Source organism: Azohydromonas lata NBRC 102462, from assembly GCF_001571085.1.
Taxonomy (GTDB): Bacteria; Pseudomonadota; Gammaproteobacteria; order Burkholderiales; family Burkholderiaceae_C; genus Azohydromonas; species Azohydromonas lata.
This window is the reverse complement of the sequence record NZ_BCTC01000007.1, coordinates 1-19,534: the sequence shown is the minus strand read 5'-3', so window position 1 is coordinate 19,534 and position 19,534 is coordinate 1. Positions and strand designations below refer to the sequence as shown.

At 64.8% G+C, this 19,534-nt stretch carries 18 protein-coding genes and 1 pseudogene; 17 read left to right on the top strand and 2 right to left on the bottom strand.

Going from position 1 to position 19,534, the window contains the following annotated elements; genetic code table 11:
* Nucleotides 1-89: 89 nt before the first annotated feature.
* Nucleotides 90-413 (bottom strand): flagellar transcriptional regulator FlhD, encoded by a 324-nt coding sequence (flhD, locus tag ALA01S_RS04420; protein ID WP_066332744.1) that lies wholly within the window; start codon nt 411-413, stop codon nt 90-92.
* Between the two features lie 570 nt (nt 414-983).
* On the opposite strand from flhD, the gene ALA01S_RS04415 reads away from it, so the two are divergent.
* From ALA01S_RS04415 to ALA01S_RS04345, 17 genes are all read left to right on the top strand, one after another.
* Nucleotides 984-1,856: a flagellin N-terminal helical domain-containing protein gene (locus tag ALA01S_RS04415; RefSeq protein WP_066332538.1), complete on the top strand. Its 873-nt coding sequence runs from the start codon at nt 984-986 to the stop codon at nt 1,854-1,856.
* A 228-nt stretch (nt 1,857-2,084) separates the two neighbouring features.
* Nucleotides 2,085-2,960, top strand: a complete 876-nt coding sequence (locus ALA01S_RS04410; protein WP_066332535.1) for a flagellin N-terminal helical domain-containing protein — start codon at nt 2,085-2,087, stop codon at nt 2,958-2,960.
* A gap of 159 nt (nt 2,961-3,119) precedes the next feature.
* Entirely contained in the window at nt 3,120-4,544 is a 1,425-nt protein-coding gene (gene fliD / locus ALA01S_RS04405; RefSeq protein ID WP_066332533.1) for a flagellar filament capping protein FliD, read from the top strand.
* A gap of 124 nt (nt 4,545-4,668) precedes the next feature.
* Nucleotides 4,669-5,106, top strand: coding sequence for a flagellar export chaperone FliS (gene fliS / locus ALA01S_RS04400; protein WP_066332530.1), 438 nt, complete (start codon nt 4,669-4,671; stop codon nt 5,104-5,106).
* An 83-nt stretch (nt 5,107-5,189) separates the two neighbouring features.
* Nucleotides 5,190-5,489, top strand: coding sequence for a flagellar protein FliT (locus ALA01S_RS04395; RefSeq protein WP_066332526.1), 300 nt, complete (start codon nt 5,190-5,192; stop codon nt 5,487-5,489).
* Nucleotides 5,490-5,607: 118 nt separating this feature from the next.
* Complete coding sequence (locus ALA01S_RS04390; protein WP_066332524.1) at nt 5,608-6,729, top strand: glycosyltransferase; 1,122 nt, start codon at nt 5,608-5,610, stop codon at nt 6,727-6,729.
* Nucleotides 6,726-7,148, top strand: coding sequence for a glycosyltransferase family 32 protein (locus ALA01S_RS34645; protein WP_238455697.1), 423 nt, complete (start codon nt 6,726-6,728; stop codon nt 7,146-7,148). Before ALA01S_RS04390 ends, ALA01S_RS34645 begins: the two co-directional genes overlap by 4 nt.
* Nucleotides 7,145-7,366, top strand: coding sequence for a hypothetical protein (locus tag ALA01S_RS34640; RefSeq protein WP_238455696.1), 222 nt, complete (start codon nt 7,145-7,147; stop codon nt 7,364-7,366). Before ALA01S_RS34645 ends, ALA01S_RS34640 begins: the two co-directional genes overlap by 4 nt.
* A gap of 21 nt (nt 7,367-7,387) precedes the next feature.
* Nucleotides 7,388-8,365, top strand: a complete 978-nt coding sequence (locus ALA01S_RS34635) for a class I SAM-dependent methyltransferase (protein ID WP_238455695.1) — start codon at nt 7,388-7,390, stop codon at nt 8,363-8,365.
* Nucleotides 8,266-10,089 carry an O-linked N-acetylglucosamine transferase, SPINDLY family protein gene (locus tag ALA01S_RS04380; RefSeq protein ID WP_238455694.1) on the top strand — a complete coding sequence of 608 codons (1,824 nt, stop codon included), beginning with the start codon at nt 8,266-8,268 and terminating at the stop codon, nt 10,087-10,089. The genes ALA01S_RS34635 and ALA01S_RS04380 overlap by 100 nt, the downstream gene beginning before the upstream one ends.
* Before the next feature lie 17 nt (nt 10,090-10,106).
* Nucleotides 10,107-12,293: a type I secretion system permease/ATPase gene (locus ALA01S_RS04375; RefSeq protein ID WP_084267214.1), complete on the top strand. Its 2,187-nt coding sequence runs from the start codon at nt 10,107-10,109 to the stop codon at nt 12,291-12,293.
* A gap of 6 nt (nt 12,294-12,299) precedes the next feature.
* On the top strand, nt 12,300-13,517 hold the full coding sequence (locus ALA01S_RS04370) for a beta-barrel domain-containing protein (RefSeq protein WP_084267213.1): 1,218 nt from the start codon (nt 12,300-12,302) through the stop codon (nt 13,515-13,517).
* A gap of 189 nt (nt 13,518-13,706) precedes the next feature.
* On the top strand, nt 13,707-14,903 hold the full coding sequence (locus ALA01S_RS04365; protein WP_169805848.1) for a TolC family protein: 1,197 nt from the start codon (nt 13,707-13,709) through the stop codon (nt 14,901-14,903).
* Nucleotides 14,904-14,926: 23 nt separating this feature from the next.
* A complete protein-coding gene (glf, locus tag ALA01S_RS04360) occupies nt 14,927-16,000 on the top strand; it encodes a UDP-galactopyranose mutase (protein ID WP_066332509.1) in 1,074 nt (357 codons plus the stop codon).
* Nucleotides 16,001-16,043: 43 nt separating this feature from the next.
* A complete protein-coding gene (locus ALA01S_RS04355) occupies nt 16,044-16,790 on the top strand; it encodes a DUF4422 domain-containing protein (protein ID WP_066332507.1) in 747 nt (248 codons plus the stop codon).
* 14 nt (nt 16,791-16,804) lie between these two features.
* Complete coding sequence (locus ALA01S_RS04350) at nt 16,805-17,737, top strand: glycosyltransferase family protein (protein ID WP_066332505.1); 933 nt, start codon at nt 16,805-16,807, stop codon at nt 17,735-17,737.
* Nucleotides 17,738-17,832: 95 nt separating this feature from the next.
* Complete coding sequence (locus ALA01S_RS04345) at nt 17,833-18,507, top strand: class I SAM-dependent methyltransferase (RefSeq protein ID WP_066332503.1); 675 nt, start codon at nt 17,833-17,835, stop codon at nt 18,505-18,507.
* Between the two features lie 612 nt (nt 18,508-19,119).
* Here ALA01S_RS04345 and ALA01S_RS31470 read toward each other — a convergent pair.
* Nucleotides 19,120-19,332, bottom strand: a pseudogene (locus ALA01S_RS31470) (transposase domain-containing protein); the annotation flags it as partial.
* Nucleotides 19,333-19,534: the final 202 nt, after the last annotated feature.

The following is a 19,534-nucleotide window of genomic DNA, read 5'->3' as shown; positions in this document are numbered from 1 at the left end:
ACTGCGACTGCAACTGCGGGCGCGGACTGCGGACGCGGTTGCGCGTGGAACGGACTTGAGAAAGGGCAGGCGCGCGGCGCGCCGGCGGCTCAGGCCGCTTCCTGGTGGCGCCCGGCCATCAATATGGAAGCATGCAGCCGGTTGACGCCGTCGTTGGCGGCACCGCGGCCATGGTTGGTGAGCAGGTTCCACACCAGCTCGTCGTCCATGCGGAAGCGGCACAGCAGCGTGTTGCCGGAGGCGATCTTGAGCATCTGCGCCGGCGTGAGCGTGCCGATGAGGCCGGCGGTCTCGTCGGAAATGCCCAGCCGGTACAGCGCCTGCTCGCGGTCGCTGCGGATGAGGCTTTGCGCCAGCATCAGGTACGACAGGTTGGCTTCCCGAATCTCGGCAAGGATCTGTTCGGTGTTCATGGCGTTCTCCGGCAAGGTGAATGGGGCGTTTGCAGCGTGGTGTGAACTGTAGAAGCCGAAGAAGCGGGCCAATATCGGCCCATCTCCGTCCGTTTTGTCTTGTTTTTTCCAGCCCCTTGTCAGGCAAATTCCTACAAGACCCGGGCCGCCTACAGGCACCCGCTCCCGGGCGCGGCCGGGTGGCTTCCCTCTGTGGCGGCGTGCCGCGCGGGCACAAGAAAAACAGTTCTCAAGTTCCCTAAACCGTCTCCGATAACCAGATGACAGCGCTTTCTCCGCCTACGGAAAAGCGGCCAAAAATCACATCAAATTTGTGTTGACGCCCCCCTAAAGTTCTTCCGGGCCCCCTCCGATAACAAACACAACGGATCGCAAAAACGGTTCGGGGTCCGACAGTAGGAGCCGGACGCAGACAAGGAACACGGGCATCGAGCCCACCAAGGTCTGCACGGATGACTACCGCCGGGCGCAGTCGGCGGACAACCGCTGATGCGGTGCGAGGGCGGGTGCCCACGCACCGGGGCAATGCCGGCGTCTGCCGGGGTCATCTACTAGACACGGAGTTTCATCATGAGCATGTCTGTCAATACCAACATCGCGTCACTCAACGCGCAGCGCAATCTCCAGGGCAACCAAGGTGCCGTGGCCACGTCGATGCAGCGCCTGTCCAGCGGCCTGCGCGTCAACAGCGCCAAGGACGACGCTGCCGGTCTGGCCATCGCCGAGCGCATGAACTCGCAAGTGCGCGGCATGAACCAGGCCGTGCGCAACTCCAACGACGGCATCTCCATGACGCAGACGGCCGAAGCCGCGCTGGGCAAGGTCGGTGACTCGCTGCAGCGCATGCGTGAGCTGGCCGTGCAGTCGGCCAACGACTCCAACAACACCTCTGACCGCGACTCGCTGGACAAGGAGTTTGGTGAGCTGGCCAAGGAAATCCAGCGCGTGATGGGCAACACCAGCTTCAACGGCAAGAAGATCCTGGGTGCTGACTCCAACGACACCACGGGCTACCAATTCCAGATCGGTGCCAACACCTCCAGCGACGACACCATCGCGATCAAGACCAAGAACATGACCACGGCGACTGAAATCGTCACCGTGGCCGGTTCGGACAACACGGGTGCGGGCCGCTCGGTGATCGACAACACCGCCGACAACGCCGCCATCCACACCGTGATGGACAACATCGACAAGGCCATCAACCTGGTCAACAACGAGCGCGCCACCATGGGCGCCAACCAGTCGCGCTTCGAGTCGGTGATCTCCAACCTGCAGTCGGCCTCGGAGAGCCAGTCCGCCGCCAAGAGCCGCATCATGGACACCGACTTCGCGGCCGAAACCGCCAACCTGTCGCGCGCCCAGATCCTGCAGCAGGCCGGCACCGCCATGCTGGCGCAAGCCAACCAGCAGCCCCAGCAGGTCATGTCGCTGCTGCGCTGATCCCGGCGACAGCATCGCTTGCGCTCCAGACGCGAGCGCCAAGGGCCTCCCCGCAAGGGTCGAGGCCCTTTTTCTTACCAGCCACGGGTTTCACGGCGGCAAACTGCGCCGGAAACACCCTGCTTGTCGCAGCTTTCACACGCCGCGCCTGGCGAAAGAATCCTCCTACCCGCCGAGGTCGTCCACAGGACGGGCCGCACGCCGCCAACCTGAACCTTTGCCACCGCCATGTCCCAATCCATCAACACCAACCTGGCTTCCCTCGTTGCGCAGCGCAATATGCAGGGCAACCAGGGGGCCGTTTCCACGTCGATGCAGCGCCTGTCCAGCGGCCTGCGCGTCAACAGCGCCAAGGACGACGCAGCGGGTTTGGCCATTGCCGAGCGCATGAACGCCCAGGTGCGCGGCATGAACCAGGCCGTGCGCAACTCCAACGACGGCATCTCCATGACCCAGACCGTCGAAAGCGCGCTGGGCCGCGCCAGCGATGCGCTGCAGCGCATGCGCGAGCTGGCCGTGCAGTCGGGCAACGACTCCAACACCACCTCCGACCGCGACTCGCTGGACAAGGAGTTCGGCGAGCTGGCCCAGGAGGTGCAGCGCGTGCTGGGCAGCACGACCTTCAACGGCAAGCACGTGCTCGGCACCGACGCGCAGCCCACCGCCGGCTTCAAGTTCCAGATCGGTGCCAACACCACCACCGACGACACCATCACCGTCTTCACCAAGAGCATGACGACGGAGCCCGACATCATCGCCGTGGCCGGGGCGGACAACACGGGGGCGGGCCGCGCGGTGATCGACAACACCGCCGACAACACATCCATCCACACCGTGATGGACAACATCGACAAGGCGCTGGACCTGATCAACGACGAGCGTGCCACCATGGGCGCCAACCAGTCGCGCTTCGAGTCGGTGATCTCTAACCTGCAGTCGGCCTCGGAGAACCAGTCCGCCGCCAAGAGCCGCATCATGGACGCCGACTTCGCCGCCGAAACCGCCAACCTCTCGCGCGCGCAAATCCTGCAGCAGGCCGGCACCGCCATGCTCGCGCAGGCCAATCAGCAACCGCAGCAGGTGATGAAGCTGCTGCAAGGCTGACGCGCTCGCCTTCGCCGCGCGGGCCGCTGCCCCGCGCGGCCCTGGGCCGCTTTGCCTTCAGACCCCGCGCCTGCCGTCGTGGCCAGCGCGAAATCATTCAAGTTCCGCCGGCTCGCGCCGATCTGACACGTACCCCATCAAGCCCTGAAGGACCGGAGCATGGCCACCCTATCTTCCACCGGCATAGGCAGCGGGCTCAACGTCAGCAGCATCCTGAGCCAGCTGGAGGCTGTCGAGCGCAAGCCCATAGACAACCTGCAGACCGCCGCCAAGTCCATAGATTCGCAAATCTCGGCCTACGGAAAGATCCAAAGCCTGATGTCCACGCTGCGCGACAGCGCAGCGGCGCTGGCATCGACCAGCCTGTGGAAACAGGGCACGGCCACGCCTTCGGACACGACCGTGATGTCGGCCACCGCCACCAGCGGCGGCCTGGCCGCGGGCGACTACGCGGTGTCGGTGTCGCAGATCGCGCGGGCGCAGACGCTGTACTCGCGCGCCCTCTCGTCTTCGGCCGCCGTGGTGGGCGCCGGTTCGCTGACCATCCAGCTCATGAGCGGCTATTCCCCGCCCACGCCCAAGGATGGCAGCACCGCGGTGCAGCTGGACTTCAGCGACCCCAACACGACGCTGGAGCAGGTGCGCGACCGCATCAACGGTGCCGACCTGGGCGTCAACGCCTCGCTCATACGTGACGCCACCGGCGCCGCGCGGCTGGCCCTGACGGCCAAGAATTCCGGCACGCAGAACCAGATCTCCATCACGGGCACGGACGGCCTGGCCGGCTTCAGTTACCCGCCCTCGGACACCTCCGACGTCACCAACCCCGACCGCGTGCGCGAGGGCCAGTCGGCGCAGGACGCCAAGCTCACCATCAACGGCGTGCCGGTCACGGCGTCTTCCAATCAGATCGCCGACGCCCTGCCCGGCGTGACGCTGAACCTGACCAAGGAAACGACCACGCCCATCACGCTGAGCGTCAAGAACGACAACGCCGCGCAGGAAAAGGCGGTGCAGGACTTCGTGACCGCGTACAACGCGCTCAACACCCAGCTGGTCAACCAGACCAAGTACGACGACGCCACCAAGACCGCCGGGACACTGCAGGGCGACAGCGCCGCGCTGAGCATACGCAGCCAGATGCGCAGCCTGCTGCACGAGACCAACGGCGCCTCCAGCGTCTTCAGCTCGCTGCAGGCCATCGGCCTGTCCACGCAGACCGACGGCACCATCAAGGTCGACAGCACCAAGCTCAAGAAGGCACTGGAACAGCCCGCCGAGGTGGCCAAGCTCTTTTCCAGCACCGATAGCGACGTCAAGGGCAACAACGGCCTGGGCGTGCGCTTTCGCGAGCTGCTGGGCGGCATCACCGGCTCCGGCGGGCTGCTGACCTCGCGCACCGAGGGCCTGCAAAGCAAGCTCAAGCGCAACCAGGACGAGCAGGCCCGGCTGGAAGACCGCGTGAACGCCAACATGCTGCGGCTGCAAAAGCAGTACCAGGCGCTGGACAGCAAGATGTCCTCGCTCAACAGCCTGTCCACCTACATCACGCAACAGGTCACGGCCATGAACAACAGCGGCTGACCGCTGCCGAGGCGGCAGGCGGGCCCGGCGCCGGGCACCGCCCTTACAGGACAACGGCCGGCACCCGCGCCGGTGTTGCCGCAACCACCGTCCCATGACAACTCTCACTGATAGGGTAGAACCGATGTACACCGCCTCCCCCTTCTCGCGCCCCCCCATCGCGGCCCGCACGGGTCTGGCCAATGCCTACCACGAAGTTGGCGTGGTCACCGGCGTGACGACGGCCTCCCCGCACAGGCTCGTGGCCATGCTGTACGACGGGCTGATGACGGAGCTGACCAAGGCGCAAGGCGCCATCGGCAAGAAGGACGTGGAAGGCAAGTGCACCGCCATCTCGCGCGCGGTGCGCATCGTTGACGAAGGCCTGAAGTCCGCGCTGGACCTGCAGCAAGGCGGCCAGATCGCCCAGGACCTCAACGAGCTGTATGCCTACGTGTCCATGCGGCTGACGCTGGCCAACCTGCGCAGCAGCCCCGAGATGATCGAGGAATGCAAGCGCCTGATCGAGCCGGTGCGCGAGGCCTGGAAGGCCATCGGCCCGCAGGTCGAAGGCGCCCGCTGACCACGCCCGCGCGCGTGCACACCCTGCCGCACCACCCCACGCCCAACGCCTAACGCCGGCCCACGGCTGGCCCAAAGTTCTTCATGAACACTTCGCTGCTGAGCTACTACGAGGCCATAGAGAAGACCAGCGCCGACATGCTGCTGGCGGCTCAGCGTGGCGACTGGCAACAGTTCGTGGCGCTGGAAGGCACTTGCGGGAACCTGATTTCCCAACTGCGGCAGGCCGGCAGCGCGCGCAAGCTGCCCGTGGAGCAGGCGCGTGCCAAGGCCCGCATCCTGCAGCGCATCCTGCTCAACGACGCGCAGATCCGCCGCCTGGCCGAACCCTGGCTGGACGAGCTCGACGCCGTGCTGGCCGCCCGCCCCCGCACCGTGCATTGAGCACCCCACGCCGGCCACGGCGTGAGCACTTCATCACCCACAACGCCGCGCGCAGCGGCGGCGCCGCGCCATCCGCCGGCGCTGCCCGTTGCCGCCTGGCAACCCTCCCTCTTTCGCCATGGGCAAGAAACCACGCGGCGCACGCGGCAACGCACCGCCGGCCCGGCCGGCGCAGCCGGACATCGCCCTGGTCGTCATCGCGCGCGACGAGGCCCGCTGCATCGCGCGCTGCCTGCAAAGCGCCGCGCCCCACGTGCGCCGCATGCTGGTGCTGGACACGGGCTCCACGGACGCCACCGTGGAGATCGCCCGCCGCTGCGGCGCACGCGTGGAGCACCTGGCCTGGACGGGCGACTTCTCCGCCGCGCGCAACGCCGCGCTGGCCCTGGCCGACGCCGACTGGCACCTGGTGCTGGACGCCGACGAATGGCTGGAAGCCGGCGCGCACGCGCTGCGCGGCCCCGCCCTGGCGGAGCCCTTCCTCGGCCTGGTGACGGTGCGCAGCGACATCGCCGTGGGAGCGCACCAGGAGCACAGCCGCACCTGGCTGCCGCGGCTGCTGCCGCGCGGCGTGCGCTACGAGGGCCGCATCCACGAGCAGCCCGTTTCCTGCCTGCCGCGCCGGCGGCTGTCGCTGGTGCTTGGGCATGACGGCTATGCAGCCGCGCAACTCGCCCAAAAGGCCGGACGCAACCGCGAGATATTGCTGCGCGAAGTCCAGGACCACCCCGGCGACGCTTATGTGCGCTACCAGTTGGGCAAGGACATGGAAATCCACCGCGAATTCCAGAGCGCCTGCGATGAATATTTCCGCGCCCTGGAGTGCGCGCCCGCACAAGCGGCCTGGCGCAAGGACGCGGCCGTGCGGCTGATGTATTGCCTGGCGCAGTCCCGGCAATTCGAGCGCGCCATCGTCCTGTCCGGCGACCTCATGGACGACTGCCAGCACTTTCCCGACTACTTTTTCGCGCTGGGCAATCTTTTCCTGGACATGGCGGTGGCGCAACCCGGCCAGGCCCATGAGCAATGGCTGCCCATGGCCGAATCGGCCTGGCTGCGCTGCCTGGAGCTGGGCGAGTGCCCGGACCTGGACGGCGTGCAAGGCCGCGGCAGTTTCCTGGCCGCCCACAATCTCGCCGTGCTCTACGGTGGCCTGCAGAATCCGCAGCGCCAGCGGCATTACGAAAACCTCGCCCGCCAATTGCGGCAAAACTCCACTGCACCGGCTCGACAAGCATGATCAGCAAGAAGCTTCATTTCATCTGGGTCGGCGACGAGAGCAAGCGCCCCAACAATTGCATAGACACCTGGGTACGCCGCCATCCCGGCTGGGATATTCGCATCTGGGGCAATGAGGATCTCGCGTCCACCGAATGGATCAATGCCCGCCACATGCGCGACATGTCCAGCAAGGAATTGAACGGCGTGGCCGACATGATGCGCTGGGAGATTCTCTACAACGAGGGCGGCATCGTGCTGGATGCCGACAGCCTATGCACCCGGCCGCTGCCGGAATGGATGCTGGAATCCGAAGCCTTCGCCTGTTGGGAAAACGAGCTGGAGCGGCCCATGCTGATTGCGGCCGGCTATGTCGGCTCGGTGCCGGAAAATCCGTTTTCGGCCAGATCATTCTCGACATCCAGGCCAAGGCCACGGTGACCGACGACATGGCCTGGAAGACGGTGGGGCCCATGGCGCTGAGCGAGGCCTATTACAAGCACAAGTACAGCGGACTGACCATTTACCCCAGCCATTTCTTCATTCCCGAGCATTTCTCCGGCGCACGCTACGAGGGCCCGGGGCCGGTATTTGCGCAGCAGGAGTGGGGCAGCACGCGGCGCGCTTATGACGAGCTGCACCTGAAGACTTTCGAATAACCAAACCCCTGCAGCATGACCATGGACACGCCCGCCGCGCCACCGGATCTGTCTGCCTCCCAATTGGCCCGGCGCCATGCGCCCTATTTCGTGCAGGCCGTTCCCGTGCGCTCCGAGCTGCAGGGCCACCGCCGGCTGGACGTATTCCGGCAATTGTGCGAAGGCCGCCGCGTGCTGCACGTGGGCTGCGTGGACTGGCCCATTACCGATGTTCGCCAAAGCCTGCACCTGCAGCTAGCGCCTTATTGCGCGCAGCTCGACGGCTTCGACATACACGCCGAAATCTTCGATGTGCTGCGCCCCGCCCTGCCCCAGGGTTCCCGCCTTTTCTCCGACTGGGCCGAGGTGACGGAAGAATATGACCTGGTGCTGGTGCCAGAGGTTTTGGAGCACGTGCCGGACGTTCAGGGTTTTCTGGGGCAACTGGACAAGGTCAAGGCCAAAGAGTATGTCATCACCGTACCGGATGCCTACTCCTGCTTTTCCGCCCATTTTGAGCATGTGCCCGACCAGGGCACGGTGGTGGAAGTCGTGCATCCGGACCACAATTGTTGGTATACCCCCCTACACCTTCAGCAACGTGCTGAAAAAATATACGCCCTGGCGGCTGGACGGACTGTGGTTTTTCAACCGCATTTCCCTGCTGGCCCTGCTGAGCAAATTGCCCGGCAACCCGCCGCTCGAATAGCGCCGGCCACGGCACCGGTAATTTTTGGCAATTTGACCTGCCGACGCGTTCCCGGCGGCGTTTGGACGTACCGGCTGCGGGGAGGCCCGTCCGGTGATCTGGCGGGCCTTCCCGGGCTTGATGCGGCGATTGGGCGCGGCGCGGGTTTCCGACAATTCCCACTGAAGCATTTTCTGCCGGCCAGCCCATGTCCTCATCGAAGTCCGTTTCCTTGCCTGCGACCCAAGAAGCCGCGCTGGCCCCCATCCTGGTCCAGGCTCGCTCGGGGAAGATGCCGCTGGCCGAGCTGCTCGACAGTGCCGGGCGCCTAAGCCAGCAGGGGCTGCCGGAAGCATCTGCCAAGCTTTACGAAAACTGGATTGAGCACACCGCATCGCCGCTGCGCCACGTAGCGTGCTTCAACTGGGGTGTGGTGCTGGGTGCGCTTGGGCGCAGCGCGGACGCCGAGCGCGCTTACCGGCAGGCTCTGGCGCTGGCTCCCGGTTTTGCTCAAGCCCGGCTCAATTTGGGTCACCAGATCGAACGGCAAGGCCGCCACGACGAAGCGATCGCGCAATGGGAGCCCATTACTGCGCTGACGGGCACCGATGCCACCACGATGGAGCTGCGGCTTCACGCGCTCAACAATTTGGCGCGAGTGAACGAGCAACTGCGCCGCTTTGACGTGGCCGAAGCTTGGTTGCGCCGAAGCCTGTCGCTCAACCCCGCGCAGTCGGGGCCTATTCAGCACTACGTGCACCTGCGCCAGAAACAGTGTGCCTGGCCCGTGTACCAACCCCTGGGCGAGGTCAACCACTACCAGTTGCTGGCCAATACCTCAGCGCTGGCCATGCTCAGTGCCACGGATGATCCGGCATTGCACATGGTGGCGGCACAGCGCTTCGTGCTGGAGCGCACGCCCAAGCCGCTGCCTGCCGCGCTGCATGCCGCCCAGCCTGCGCGCCGCGGGCGAATCAAGATCGGCTACCTCTCGGGTGACCTGCACATGCACGCCGTGGGGCTGCTCACGGCCGAGCTTTACGAGCTCCACGACCGGCGCCGATTCGAGGTGCACGCCTTCTGCTGGAGCACCGAGGACGGCTCGCCGCTGCGCGCCCGCATCAAGCGCGGCTTCGACAAGGTCTGGCCCATTGCCGGACTGTCCGACGAAGCTGCCGCGCAACTGATTGCCAGCCAAGGCATTGACATTCTGGTGGACCTGCAGGGCTTGACCAGCGGCGCGCGACCGACCATCTTGGCCCACCGCCCTGCCCCGGTGCAGGTGAGCTATTTGGGCTTTCCCGGCACCTGTGGGCTGCCGGGCGTGGACTGGGTCATTGCGGACCACTATGTCATGCCACCTGATCTGCTGCCCTACAGCAGCGAGCAGCCCATCTACCTGCCTAACTGCTATCAGGTCAGCGACCGGCAACGAGAGGTCGGCGCGACCCCGACCCGTGCGCAGTACGGCTTGCCTCAGGACGCATTCGTCTATTGCGCTTTCAACAACAACTTCAAGTTCACCGAAGACGTGTTCCGCAGTTGGATACGTGTGCTGCATGCCGTACCCAACAGCGTGCTGTGGCTGCTGGCAGACAACGAATGGGCCCAGGAGAACATGCGTCGCGCCGCCGATGCCCAGGGGGTGGATCGGACGCGGCTGCTATTTGCGCCGCGCGTGGCGCCGCCGGACTACCTGGCGCGGCTACAACTGGCCGACCTGTTCCTGGACACGTTCCCCTACAACGGGGGCACCACCGCCAGCGACGTGCTGTGGATGGGGTTGCCGCTGCTCACGCTTTCAGGACGCAGCTACATCTCGCGTATGGCCGGCAGCCTGCTCACGCACGTGGGCCTTCCTGACTTGATCACGACCACGCTGGCCGAGTACGAGCGCATGGCCATCCTGCTCGGACGAACGCCTGCCCGTGTGGCCTCGTACCGGCGCTATCTCAAGGAGCAAGGCCGGCAATCGGTGCTGTTCGACACGCCGCGCTTCGTGCGCGAGCTTGAAGCCGAGTTCGAACGCCTCGCGCTGCAGCGCCGCAAGGGTTGAGGCCTCAAGGAGTTCCAATGTCCAACGACCCTAACGCTGCAACCGACCCTTTGCTGGCCGCACTGCTGTGGCTCACGCGGCACCATGGCCACGCTCACAGCACAGCTTCACTGCTCGCAGGGCACCCCGTAGATGGCCAACTCACCGCGGCACAAGCACTGCGCGTTCTGCAGGCTGCAGGCCTCAAGGCCGGCATCGTGGAGCGGCCGCTGTCGCAACTCAACGAGTTGCTGTTCCCTGCCGTGTTGCTGCTGCACGGGCGCGATGCCTGCATCGTGCTTCGTCGTCTGGAAGGTGCAAGGTACGAGGTGCTGGACCCACACACCGGCGAGACCTCGGTGCTGGATGAAGCCTCGCTCACGGCACGCCACAGCGGCTTCACGCTGGCGGCCACGCCGCAGGCCCATGCCGGCCCGGCGCACGGCGCCGCGCCGCACTGGCTCTGGGGCACCCTGCGGCGTTTCCTGCCCTATTACCGTTCTGCACTGCTGGCGGCGCTGCTGAGCAACGTGCTCACCCTGGTCATCGGCCTGGTGTCGTCGGTGACTTTCGACAAGGTCATCCCTACTCAGGCTTTCGTGACGATGTGGGCATTGGCAGCGGTGTCGCTGCTGGCGCTGACCTTCGACACGGCAGCACGTCAACTGCGCAGTCACCTCATCGACCTGGCCGGCAAGAGGGCTGACCTGCTGGTGGGCTCGGCACTGTTCCGCCAGACATTGGAGGTGCGCATGGAGCACCGCCCTGCGTCGGCCGGTGCCTGTGCGCACCAGATGGCTCAGATCGAGCTGGTGCGCGAGTTCACTGCCTCGGCCACGCTCTCGGCCCTGTCGGACCTGCCCTTCGTGCTGCTGTTTACAGCCATGATCTTCGCCACGGCCGGCGCGCTGGGCTGGGTGATGGTGGTGGCTATTCCGCTGGTGCTCGGCATTGCGGCGCTGATGCAAAGCGCGCTGCGGCGCACCATGCGCGACAACCTCAAGCACCAGGCTGACTTGCATGCGCTGCAAGTTGAAGCGTTGGAAGGACTGGAAGACCTCAAGGCCGTTGGCGCCGCGGGCCGCTTCGTGCAGCGGCACGACCAGGCCACCGCCGCTGTCGCCGAAACCGCCCTGAGGTCGCGTCGACTGGCGAGCTGGACCACCAATCTCAGCTCCATGGCGCAGCAGCTCGTGACGCTGGCAATGCTGATTTGGGGTGTGTACCTGATTGCCGCCGGTCAGCTCAGCGCCGGGGCGCTCATCGGAGGAATCATGTATGCCGGGCGCGCCATCGCGCCGCTGTCTATGGTCGTGGCACTGGCCACGCGCTACCAGAGCGCGCGTGCGGCGCTGCAGTCGCTGGACGGATTGATGGCGCTACCGACTGAGCGCGGTGCCGGTGCACCGCCGCTGCCCCCCATGGCGCTCAGCGGTCGCATCGGGCTGCGCGATGTGCAGTTCAGCTACCCGCCCACCGGTCAGGCACCGCCGCCGCAAGTGCTCAAGGGCATGAATCTTCGCTTTGAACCAGGCGAGCGCGTGGCCGTGATCGGGCGCATCGGTAGCGGCAAGTCCACCGTGCTGCGCATCATGGCCGGGTTGTACGAGCCAACCCAGGGGCGCGTCGAGGTCGATGGCATCGACCTGCGGCAGCTCGACCGTGCGGACTTCCGCAGCCAAGTAGGCTTCGTATCGCAGGAGCCGCGGCTCTTCACCGGCTCGCTGCGGGAGAACGTGGTGCTTGGGCGGCCGGGCATCGACGCCGCGGCGCTGACCGAGGTAGCAAGGCTCACCGGCTTGGATCGCCTGGTGGACACGCATCCGCAAGGCTGGGAGCTGCAAGTCGGCGAGATGGGTGCGCTGTTGTCAGGCGGCCAGCGTCAGCTCGTGGCGCTCGCACGCTGTTTGGTCACGCGTCCGCGCATCCTGCTTATGGACGAGCCCACCAGCTCCATGGATGCGCAATCCGAGCTGGCCTTCTTGCGGCAGCTCACCGCCGCTGCGGGTGACCGCACGCTGGTGATGGTCACGCACCGCCCGGCCGTGCTGGAGCTGGCTCAGCGCTTGGTCGTGATCGATGCCGGCCAAGTGTTGCTCGACGGCCCCAAGGCGCTGGTGCTGGCGGCACTGGCAGGTCACAACAAGCCCGGCGCAGCGATGCCGGCCGCAGCAACGCCCACTTCCCCTGCCACGACCGCTGCGACAGCACTGGCTCAGGCTTGAAACATCATGGCCGCCCGAACGACTCCATTGAGCGCCGAAGACGCGCAATACCTTTCCGAACTGCGCGCTGCGCAGCACCTGGATGAGCTGCCGCGCGGGCGCTGGACCCTGGTGCTTATTGCCTTGCTGATGACCGCCTTCGTCACCTGGGCAGCGCTGGCACGGGTGGACCGTGTCACACGGACCGACGCCCGCGTGATTCCCGACGGACGCGAACAACAGGTGGCCAGCCTAGAAGGCGGGATCCTGGCCGAGATGCTGGTCCGTGAGGGCGAGCACGTGCGCGCCGGCCAGCCCTTGATGCGGCTGGACCCTACGCGGTTTCAGGCGCAGCAAAACGAGGGCGAGGCCCGGCGTCTGTCACTGCGCGCCACGATCGCACGGCTGGAAGCGGAGGCCGCGGGGCATGGACTGAGTTTTCCGGCCTCGTTGTCCAAGCAAACGGTATTGCTGCGCTCTGAGACCGAGGCCTTCCAGGCACGCCGGCACGCACTGGACCAAGCGCTGGCAGCCAACCAGCGCAGCGCAGCGCTGCTTCAACGCGAGCTCGACGTGGCACAGCAGATGGCGTCGCAAGGCTTGCTGTCGGAAGTGGAAGTCATGCGGCTGCAGCGCCAACTCAACGAGCAGTTGCTGCAAGGCCAGGAACGCCTCAACCGTTTCCGCCAGGACGCCAGCACCGACTTGCTGCGTGTGCGTACGGAGCTGGCACAACTCGATGAGCAGCAGTCCGGGCGCGCGGATGTCCTGCGCCGCACGGTGCTGACCTCGCCGGTGGACGGATTGGTGAAGAACATCCGCGCCCACACCGTGGGGGGTGTCGTGGCGCCCGGCGCACCAGTCCTGGAGATTGTGCCCACGAGCTCTCGGCTGCTGGTGGAAGCGCGTGTGAAACCGGCGGAGATCGGTTTCCTGCGCACTGGCCAAAGCGCCGAATTCAAGCTCAGTACCTACGACGTGTCCGTCTACGGCGCGCTCAAGGGCCATGTCGAGCACATCAGCCCCGACGTGCTGGGCGACACGGAACGTCCCGGCGGCGATGGCACCTACTACCGCGTGCTGCTTCGCACCAATGACGCGGTGTTGCACCCCGCGCAGGGCGAGCCCCAGCCGGTGTTCCCCGGCATGACGGGCACCGTGGACATTCGCACCGGCGAACGCTCGGTGCTGAGCTTCCTGCTGCGGCCCATGTTGCGGGCGCATGAGGCATTCCAGGAACGCTGAGCCCGCGCCATGAAGCAGTTGTCATCTTCGAAAGCGTGGGCCGTGGCGCGTAGCCTCATGGCAGGTTGGAGCGTATGCGGCGCCGCCAGCTTGCTGGTTGGAGGGCTGGCACTGCCCGCAGCCGCCGCCAGCGCCTGTTCAGAGGAAAACGAGCAACCCGTGGCCTCACTGCCGGTAGAAGGCGATGCGGTGACGGCAGCCCGTCTGGATATGCAGGCGCTGCTCCGCCAAGCCGAGCAGCGCAGCGCTGCCGTGGGCGCGGCTCAACTGCTGGCCGCGGCCGCGCAAAGCGACGTGGAGGAAGCGCGTGCCGCGCCGCTGCCACGGGCCACGTTGAGCGGCGGACTCGCGAGCGCGAACCAGAACGCCTACGGCATTCAAAGCAACGGCCGCCAAGCCCGTGCGGACGTCACGCTCAGCGCCCCGCTGTTCGATAGCGGCTACAGCCATGCGCTGCTGGACTGGCGAGCGCGGCTGCTCGATGCGGCACGGCTGGGCGAGCTTGACACGCGCGAGCAAGTAGCGCTGCAAGTGCTTTCGTCGGCCCTGGACGAACAGCGCTATGGGCTGCAGTCCCAGGTCTACGAGCGCTACACGGCGCGCATGAGCTGCTTGGTGGGTGCGCTGGAGCAGATCGTGGCCGCCGACCGTGGCCGCGCCAGCGAGCTGCTGCAGGCGCGCAACACGCAGCGCCAGGCCGAACTGGCGCTGGGTCAAGCACGTTCGCAGCAGCGCCTGGCCGAGATCCGGCTGCGCCGCTTCATCGGCGACGCGCCGCTGCCGCGTGCGCCGCTGCATGTCTTGCTCATGCCGCCGCCACCGCTGGAGCGCATGCTCGACGAGGCGGGGCACGCCAGCGCCATTGCGCAGCTCACGGCGCAGGCCCAAGCGCAGCAAGACCTCACGCGGGCGTTGCAAGCCCAACGCCGGCCCCAGTGGAGTTGGAACATCAACGGCGCGCGGACGACGGGCAGCAGCACGTCCACGGTATGGAGTGGCGGCATCAACGTCAGCGTGCCGTTGCTGGACCTGACGGCCCAGCCCGCCATCCGTGCCTCGGCGCAACGCGGAGAAGCCGCCGTAGCGCAGCGCAACGAGGCCCTGTCGCAGCGCCTGGAGCGCGTAGCGGAGCTGCACGAGCAGGCGCGCGTTGCCTTTGACCGCGCACAACGCAGCGCCGAGGTGCTGCAGGTCAGCCAGCAGCTTCGCCAGGCTACACGGATGCAATGGCAACAGCTTGGCCGTCGCTCTCTGTTCGACGTGATTTCCACCGAAGGCGATTTCCACAACCTGCAGGTCACACGAATCAACGCGCTGCTCGATGCACAACAAGCCACGGCGTTGCTGTGGTCGCTCGGACCAGGACTGACCGAAGGACTTCAATGAACTCAATAAAGGGACAAGGCGGCATGGATGATCTGATCGTCGGTGCGGGCTTTGCAGGCGCCACCTGCGCGCGGCGCCTGGCCGATGCGGGTCACCGCGTGCTGGTGATCGACAAGCGCCCGCACGTGGGCGGCAATGCCTTTGACCGGCGCGACGAGCACGGGTTGCTGGTGCACGAGTACGGCCCCCATATCTTCCATACCAACAGCGAGAAGGTGTTTGCCTTTCTCTCGCGTTTCACCGAGTGGCGAGCCTACGAGCATCGGGTTGTAGCTGCGGTGGAAGGCCAACTGCTGCCCATCCCGATCAACCGCACCACGATCAACCGGCTCTACGGGCTGGACCTTGATGAGGCCGGGGTCACGGAGTTTCTGGCGCGTGCGCGAATGCCGCGTGAACCGCTACGCACCAGCGAGGACGTGGTGCTCAACGCCGTAGGCCCTGACCTGTGCGACAAGTTCTTTCGCGGCTACACGCGTAAGCAGTGGGGACTTGAGCTTGGGGAGCTTTCAGCCGGCGTGGCCGCGCGCATTCCCACTCGCACCAACGACGACGACCGCTACTTCGCCGACCGTTTCCAGGCCATGCCCGCTCAAGGCTATACCCGCATGTTTGAACGCATGCTAGATCACCCCAACATCGAGTTGAGCCTGGGATGCGACTTCAATGCGGTGCGCCACTCCATCGTGCGCCGGCGCACCATTTATACCGGCCCCATCGACGAGTACTTCGAACACCGGCTGGGCAAGCTGCCCTACAGGTCACTGCGGTTTGAGCACGAGCACCTGAAAGACACGGTGCAACTGCAACCAGTGGGCACGGTCAACTATCCCAACGACCACGCCTACACGCGCATCACTGAGTTCAAGCATCTTACCGGCGAGACCCATGCGGGAACCTCCATCGTGCGCGAGTTCCCTTGTGCGCAAGGTGATCCGTACTACCCCATACCGGCTGCAGACAACGAGTCGCTCTACAAGCGCTACGAGGCATTGGCCGACGCCGAGCCCGACACCGTCTTTGTTGGCCGCCTGGCGCAATACCGCTACTACAACATGGATCAGGTAGTGGCCGCGGCCCTGGCGTTGACCGACTGACTGACTGCCCCTGACTCTTCGAATCACAAACCTCTGAGCGCACATGGCCCTCTACATCGCGACCCACAAGCCCGCGCAGATGCCTTCGGCACCTTGGCTCAAGCCCATCGGCGTCGGCGGCTTCTCTGACGCGTCCACGCAGCTCAACGACGCCCAAGGCGACAACATCGCTGCGCTGAACCGCCAGTACTGCGAACTCACGGCCACGTACTGGTTGTGGAAGCACTGCCGTGACCCGTACGTGGGCCTGTGCCACTACCGCCGCTACTTCAGCTTCGTCCCTCTGCCTGTGCAGGGTTACCAGAGCTTGCCCATCGTCAAGGCACCGCTGGCACCCGAAACCCTGTCGTTCCTGGCCTCTGCAGCGCAGGAGCAGCGTCTCGAATCCTTGCTGGAGCATTTCGAGATGGTGGTGCCGCATCCGGTTCCGGAGTACCCGTCCATCGCCAGCAGTTACCGCGCAGCGCATGGCGACGCGGTGTGGAATGCCTTCCGCAAGGCATGTCGCCGCGAGTTCGGCGCAGTGGCCGGGCTGCTGGACGTAGAGACGCGCTTCTACTGCGGCAACATGGTTGTGGCACACGCCAAGGTCTTCGACGACTACTGCAAGAGTCTCTTCAAGGTTCTTGGCGAGGTTGTGGAGGAGATGGGCGTGCCCGAAGCCGTGCCAGGCGACGTGCGCTACCAGCCCTACCGTTACCCGGGCTACTTGGCCGAGCGCTTCACCAGCCTGTACCTGTCGGCGACGCGTACCCGATTCACCACCGTCCAGGCCCTGTGGTTTGAATGACCGCATCACCCCTCATGACCCGCTTCGTCTACGTTTCGCCCGACTCCAACACGCCCACCGGCGGCATCAAGGTCATCTACAAGCATGCCGAGTTGCTGTGCGAGTTGGGCATCCCGGCCGCCGTGGCACACATCACCCCAGGTTTCTCGTGTGATTGGTTCTCGCACCGCGCTCCGGTCATCACGCTCAACGACATGCTGAGGACCGACATCGCGATCGTTCCCGAAATCATGACGGTGCTGGGCAACCATTTCGCAGCCAACGGCGTGCGCTATTGCATGTTCGTGCAAAACGGCTATCTGGTGCTGCCCACGGCGCCGATGAACGAGGTTTACGCCTGCTACCGCGACGCCACGGCCATCCTTTCCATTTCGGAGGACACCAGCGACTATCTGGCCGGTGTGTTCCCGGAGTTTGCGCACAAGATCGTACGCGTGAAGTACTCGGTGGACGTTTCTCGCTTTTCCGTCGGCGAGAAGCGCCTGAAGGCCACCTACATGCCGCGCAAGCAAGCCTTGCATGCGAACAACCTGGTGCCATGGCTGGTACGCCAATTCCCAAGTTGGGAATTCCAGCCGATCCACGGCATGCATGAGGACGTGGTCGCCGACCATTTGAAATCTTCTCGCGTGTTCCTGGCTTTCAGTGACTTCGAGGGCTGTCCTGTGCCGCCTTTGGAGGCGGCCCTGTGCGGCAACGTGGTGGTGGGCTATCCCGGCTGGGGAGGACGCGAATACTGGGAAGCGCCAAATTTCTTGCCGGTTGACATGGGCGACATCCGGCAGTTCGCCGAGAAGTTTCGGCGTGCAACGGCCGCATCGATGAATGCTGAGGCCGCGCAAGCTCTTTGGCCCGGCATTCAACGCCTGGCACGGGAATACGGTCTACAAACCGAAAAGATGCTGCTGTTGCAAGCGGTTCAACGCATCTGCGTCAGCCTCAGATGATCACTCCTTTCCTTATCACTCACCCAGGCAATGTTGCTTTTGCAACGTCGCATGCTTGATTGTTTACCTTTCCACGGATTTCCACGGCCATTCATATGAACAACCTTGTCCAGCTCATTGAATACTCGGTGTTCGGCAAGCGCACCGACAGTTTTGACATGCTGCATTTCGCAAAAGTCGATGCGGCCCTGCGCTCGGCGCGCTACTACCAGGAGCACATGCTCACGGCCAAGAACCTGCCCAATGACCTGGAGCACCTGAGCTTCGCACTGCAGCACGTGACCATTCCTGGCCTGTATCTTGAATTCGGGGTTGCCACGGGCCGTACCATCAACCACATCGCCAAGGCCCGGCCTGACGACACGATTTACGGTTTCGATGTGTTTTCCGGCTTGCCTGAAACTTGGCGCACCGGCTACGACGCGGGCACTTTTGCACGGACCGCCTTTCCCGAGGTGCCAAGCAATTGCAAACTGGTACCAGGCCTGTTCGATGACACCCTGCCCATGTTTATCCAGGAGATGAAGCGCGACGTCGCGTTTATTCACGTGGATTGCGACTTGTACCGTGGCACGTGCACCATTTTGGAAACCTGCCGCCCTTATATGAAGTCAGGCACGGTCATTTGCTTCGATGAGTATTTCAACTATCCGGGCTACGAACAGCATGAAATACGTGCCTGGAAAGAATTTTGTGATCGGTATGGCGTGCACTACGAATACCTCGGTTTTGTCAGCAGCCACCAGCAAGTATCCGTGCGCATACTTTGATCGGCCCATGAAACGAGCTTGGCCGCCCGGCACGTCCTGATCAAACAGATTTCATCAGGGCTGTAGGCGGCGCAAGCGTTTCCTGCGTCGCGTCAAGACGCCCCGCCAGCCCATGGCGGCTGCCTTATTGCCATCGATATGGTGGCCGGCAACAACGTACTCACAGACGGCCCTCGAAAAACGGCTTCCGCCGCTGGATCAAAGTTCAGGCATGGAAGCTCGAAATCGCGACGGTGAAGCACTCCGTGTGACGCCAAGGGGCCCCTGCGTGGACATTTATTTGGCCTGTAAATGTCAAGGGCATGAAGCCGACGGTTTTAATGTCCACGGCCCAGGCAGTAGGTGACCCCGACAGTGCTGTCAACGCTGATCACCAGCCGGGGTTCATCCAACTCTACTCCATCACCCGCCTGCCGACGGCGCGCAACATGCCCGCCAGGATGTCGAGGACCATGGGTGGTGCTCCTGCAAATTCCAATAGACGCTGAACAACCGTGGCCGGTCGACGGCCTTGTCGGCGTCGCACGGAGTGCGGCAGAGAAGATGCACAGTAAGCGCGCAATCTTCCCCGTACTGGCGGACGAGTGCGGGATCTGCTTGCTGCAGCGGCGTTCAGCTCGCCGCCGGTCTCAGGTTCCAGGGAAGCAGCGCCTCGTAGCCGTCCACGGTCTTGGCCTTGGGGAACTCAGTAAGCAGCCGGCGCAGGTACCAGTAGCCGTCGATGCCGTTGGCAATGCAGGTCTGCAGCAGCGAGTACAGGTTCGCACTGGCGTTGGCGCCGGCCACTGTGTCGCTGAAGAGCCAGGCCCGTCTGCCGACTACGAAGCTCAAGGCACGCCATGACCAGCTCGTGCTTAGCACCCTCGTCGTAGATGCTGCGCCCGTCACGCTTGTGGCCGATCACCAGCCGCTGCGCCAACTCGGAAAGATGACTGTCTGACATTACGTGCCCATCTGCCTACGTGGGCACGTACCTTCTCAACACCCGCAGCGATCCTCAAGACGTGGTTATTGAGCCGGCATCAAT

Bases quoted from the DNA above. Each gene is read 5' to 3' on its own strand.
- ALA01S_RS04350 (WP_066332505.1), top strand. From the start codon at position 16,805: ATGACCCGCTTCGTCTACGTTTCGCCCGACTCCAACACGCCCACCGGC.
- ALA01S_RS04410 (WP_066332535.1), top strand. From the start codon at position 2,085: ATGTCCCAATCCATCAACACCAACCTGGCTTCCCTCGTTGCGCAGCGC.
- ALA01S_RS04390 (WP_066332524.1), top strand. From the start codon at position 5,608: ATGGGCAAGAAACCACGCGGCGCACGCGGCAACGCACCGCCGGCCCGG.
- ALA01S_RS04415 (WP_066332538.1), top strand. From the start codon at position 984: ATGAGCATGTCTGTCAATACCAACATCGCGTCACTCAACGCGCAGCGC.
- ALA01S_RS34635 (WP_238455695.1), top strand. From the start codon at position 7,388: ATGGACACGCCCGCCGCGCCACCGGATCTGTCTGCCTCCCAATTGGCC.
- ALA01S_RS04375 (WP_084267214.1), top strand. From the start codon at position 10,107: ATGTCCAACGACCCTAACGCTGCAACCGACCCTTTGCTGGCCGCACTG.
- fliS (WP_066332530.1), top strand. From the start codon at position 4,669: ATGTACACCGCCTCCCCCTTCTCGCGCCCCCCCATCGCGGCCCGCACG.
- ALA01S_RS04395 (WP_066332526.1), top strand. From the start codon at position 5,190: ATGAACACTTCGCTGCTGAGCTACTACGAGGCCATAGAGAAGACCAGC.
- ALA01S_RS04345 (WP_066332503.1), top strand. From the start codon at position 17,833: ATGAACAACCTTGTCCAGCTCATTGAATACTCGGTGTTCGGCAAGCGC.
- ALA01S_RS04370 (WP_084267213.1), top strand. From the start codon at position 12,300: ATGGCCGCCCGAACGACTCCATTGAGCGCCGAAGACGCGCAATACCTT.
- ALA01S_RS04355 (WP_066332507.1), top strand. From the start codon at position 16,044: ATGGCCCTCTACATCGCGACCCACAAGCCCGCGCAGATGCCTTCGGCA.
- flhD (WP_066332744.1), bottom strand. From the start codon at position 413: ATGAACACCGAACAGATCCTTGCCGAGATTCGGGAAGCCAACCTGTCG.
- fliD (WP_066332533.1), top strand. From the start codon at position 3,120: ATGGCCACCCTATCTTCCACCGGCATAGGCAGCGGGCTCAACGTCAGC.
- glf (WP_066332509.1), top strand. From the start codon at position 14,927: ATGGATGATCTGATCGTCGGTGCGGGCTTTGCAGGCGCCACCTGCGCG.
- ALA01S_RS34645 (WP_238455697.1), top strand. From the start codon at position 6,726: ATGATCAGCAAGAAGCTTCATTTCATCTGGGTCGGCGACGAGAGCAAG.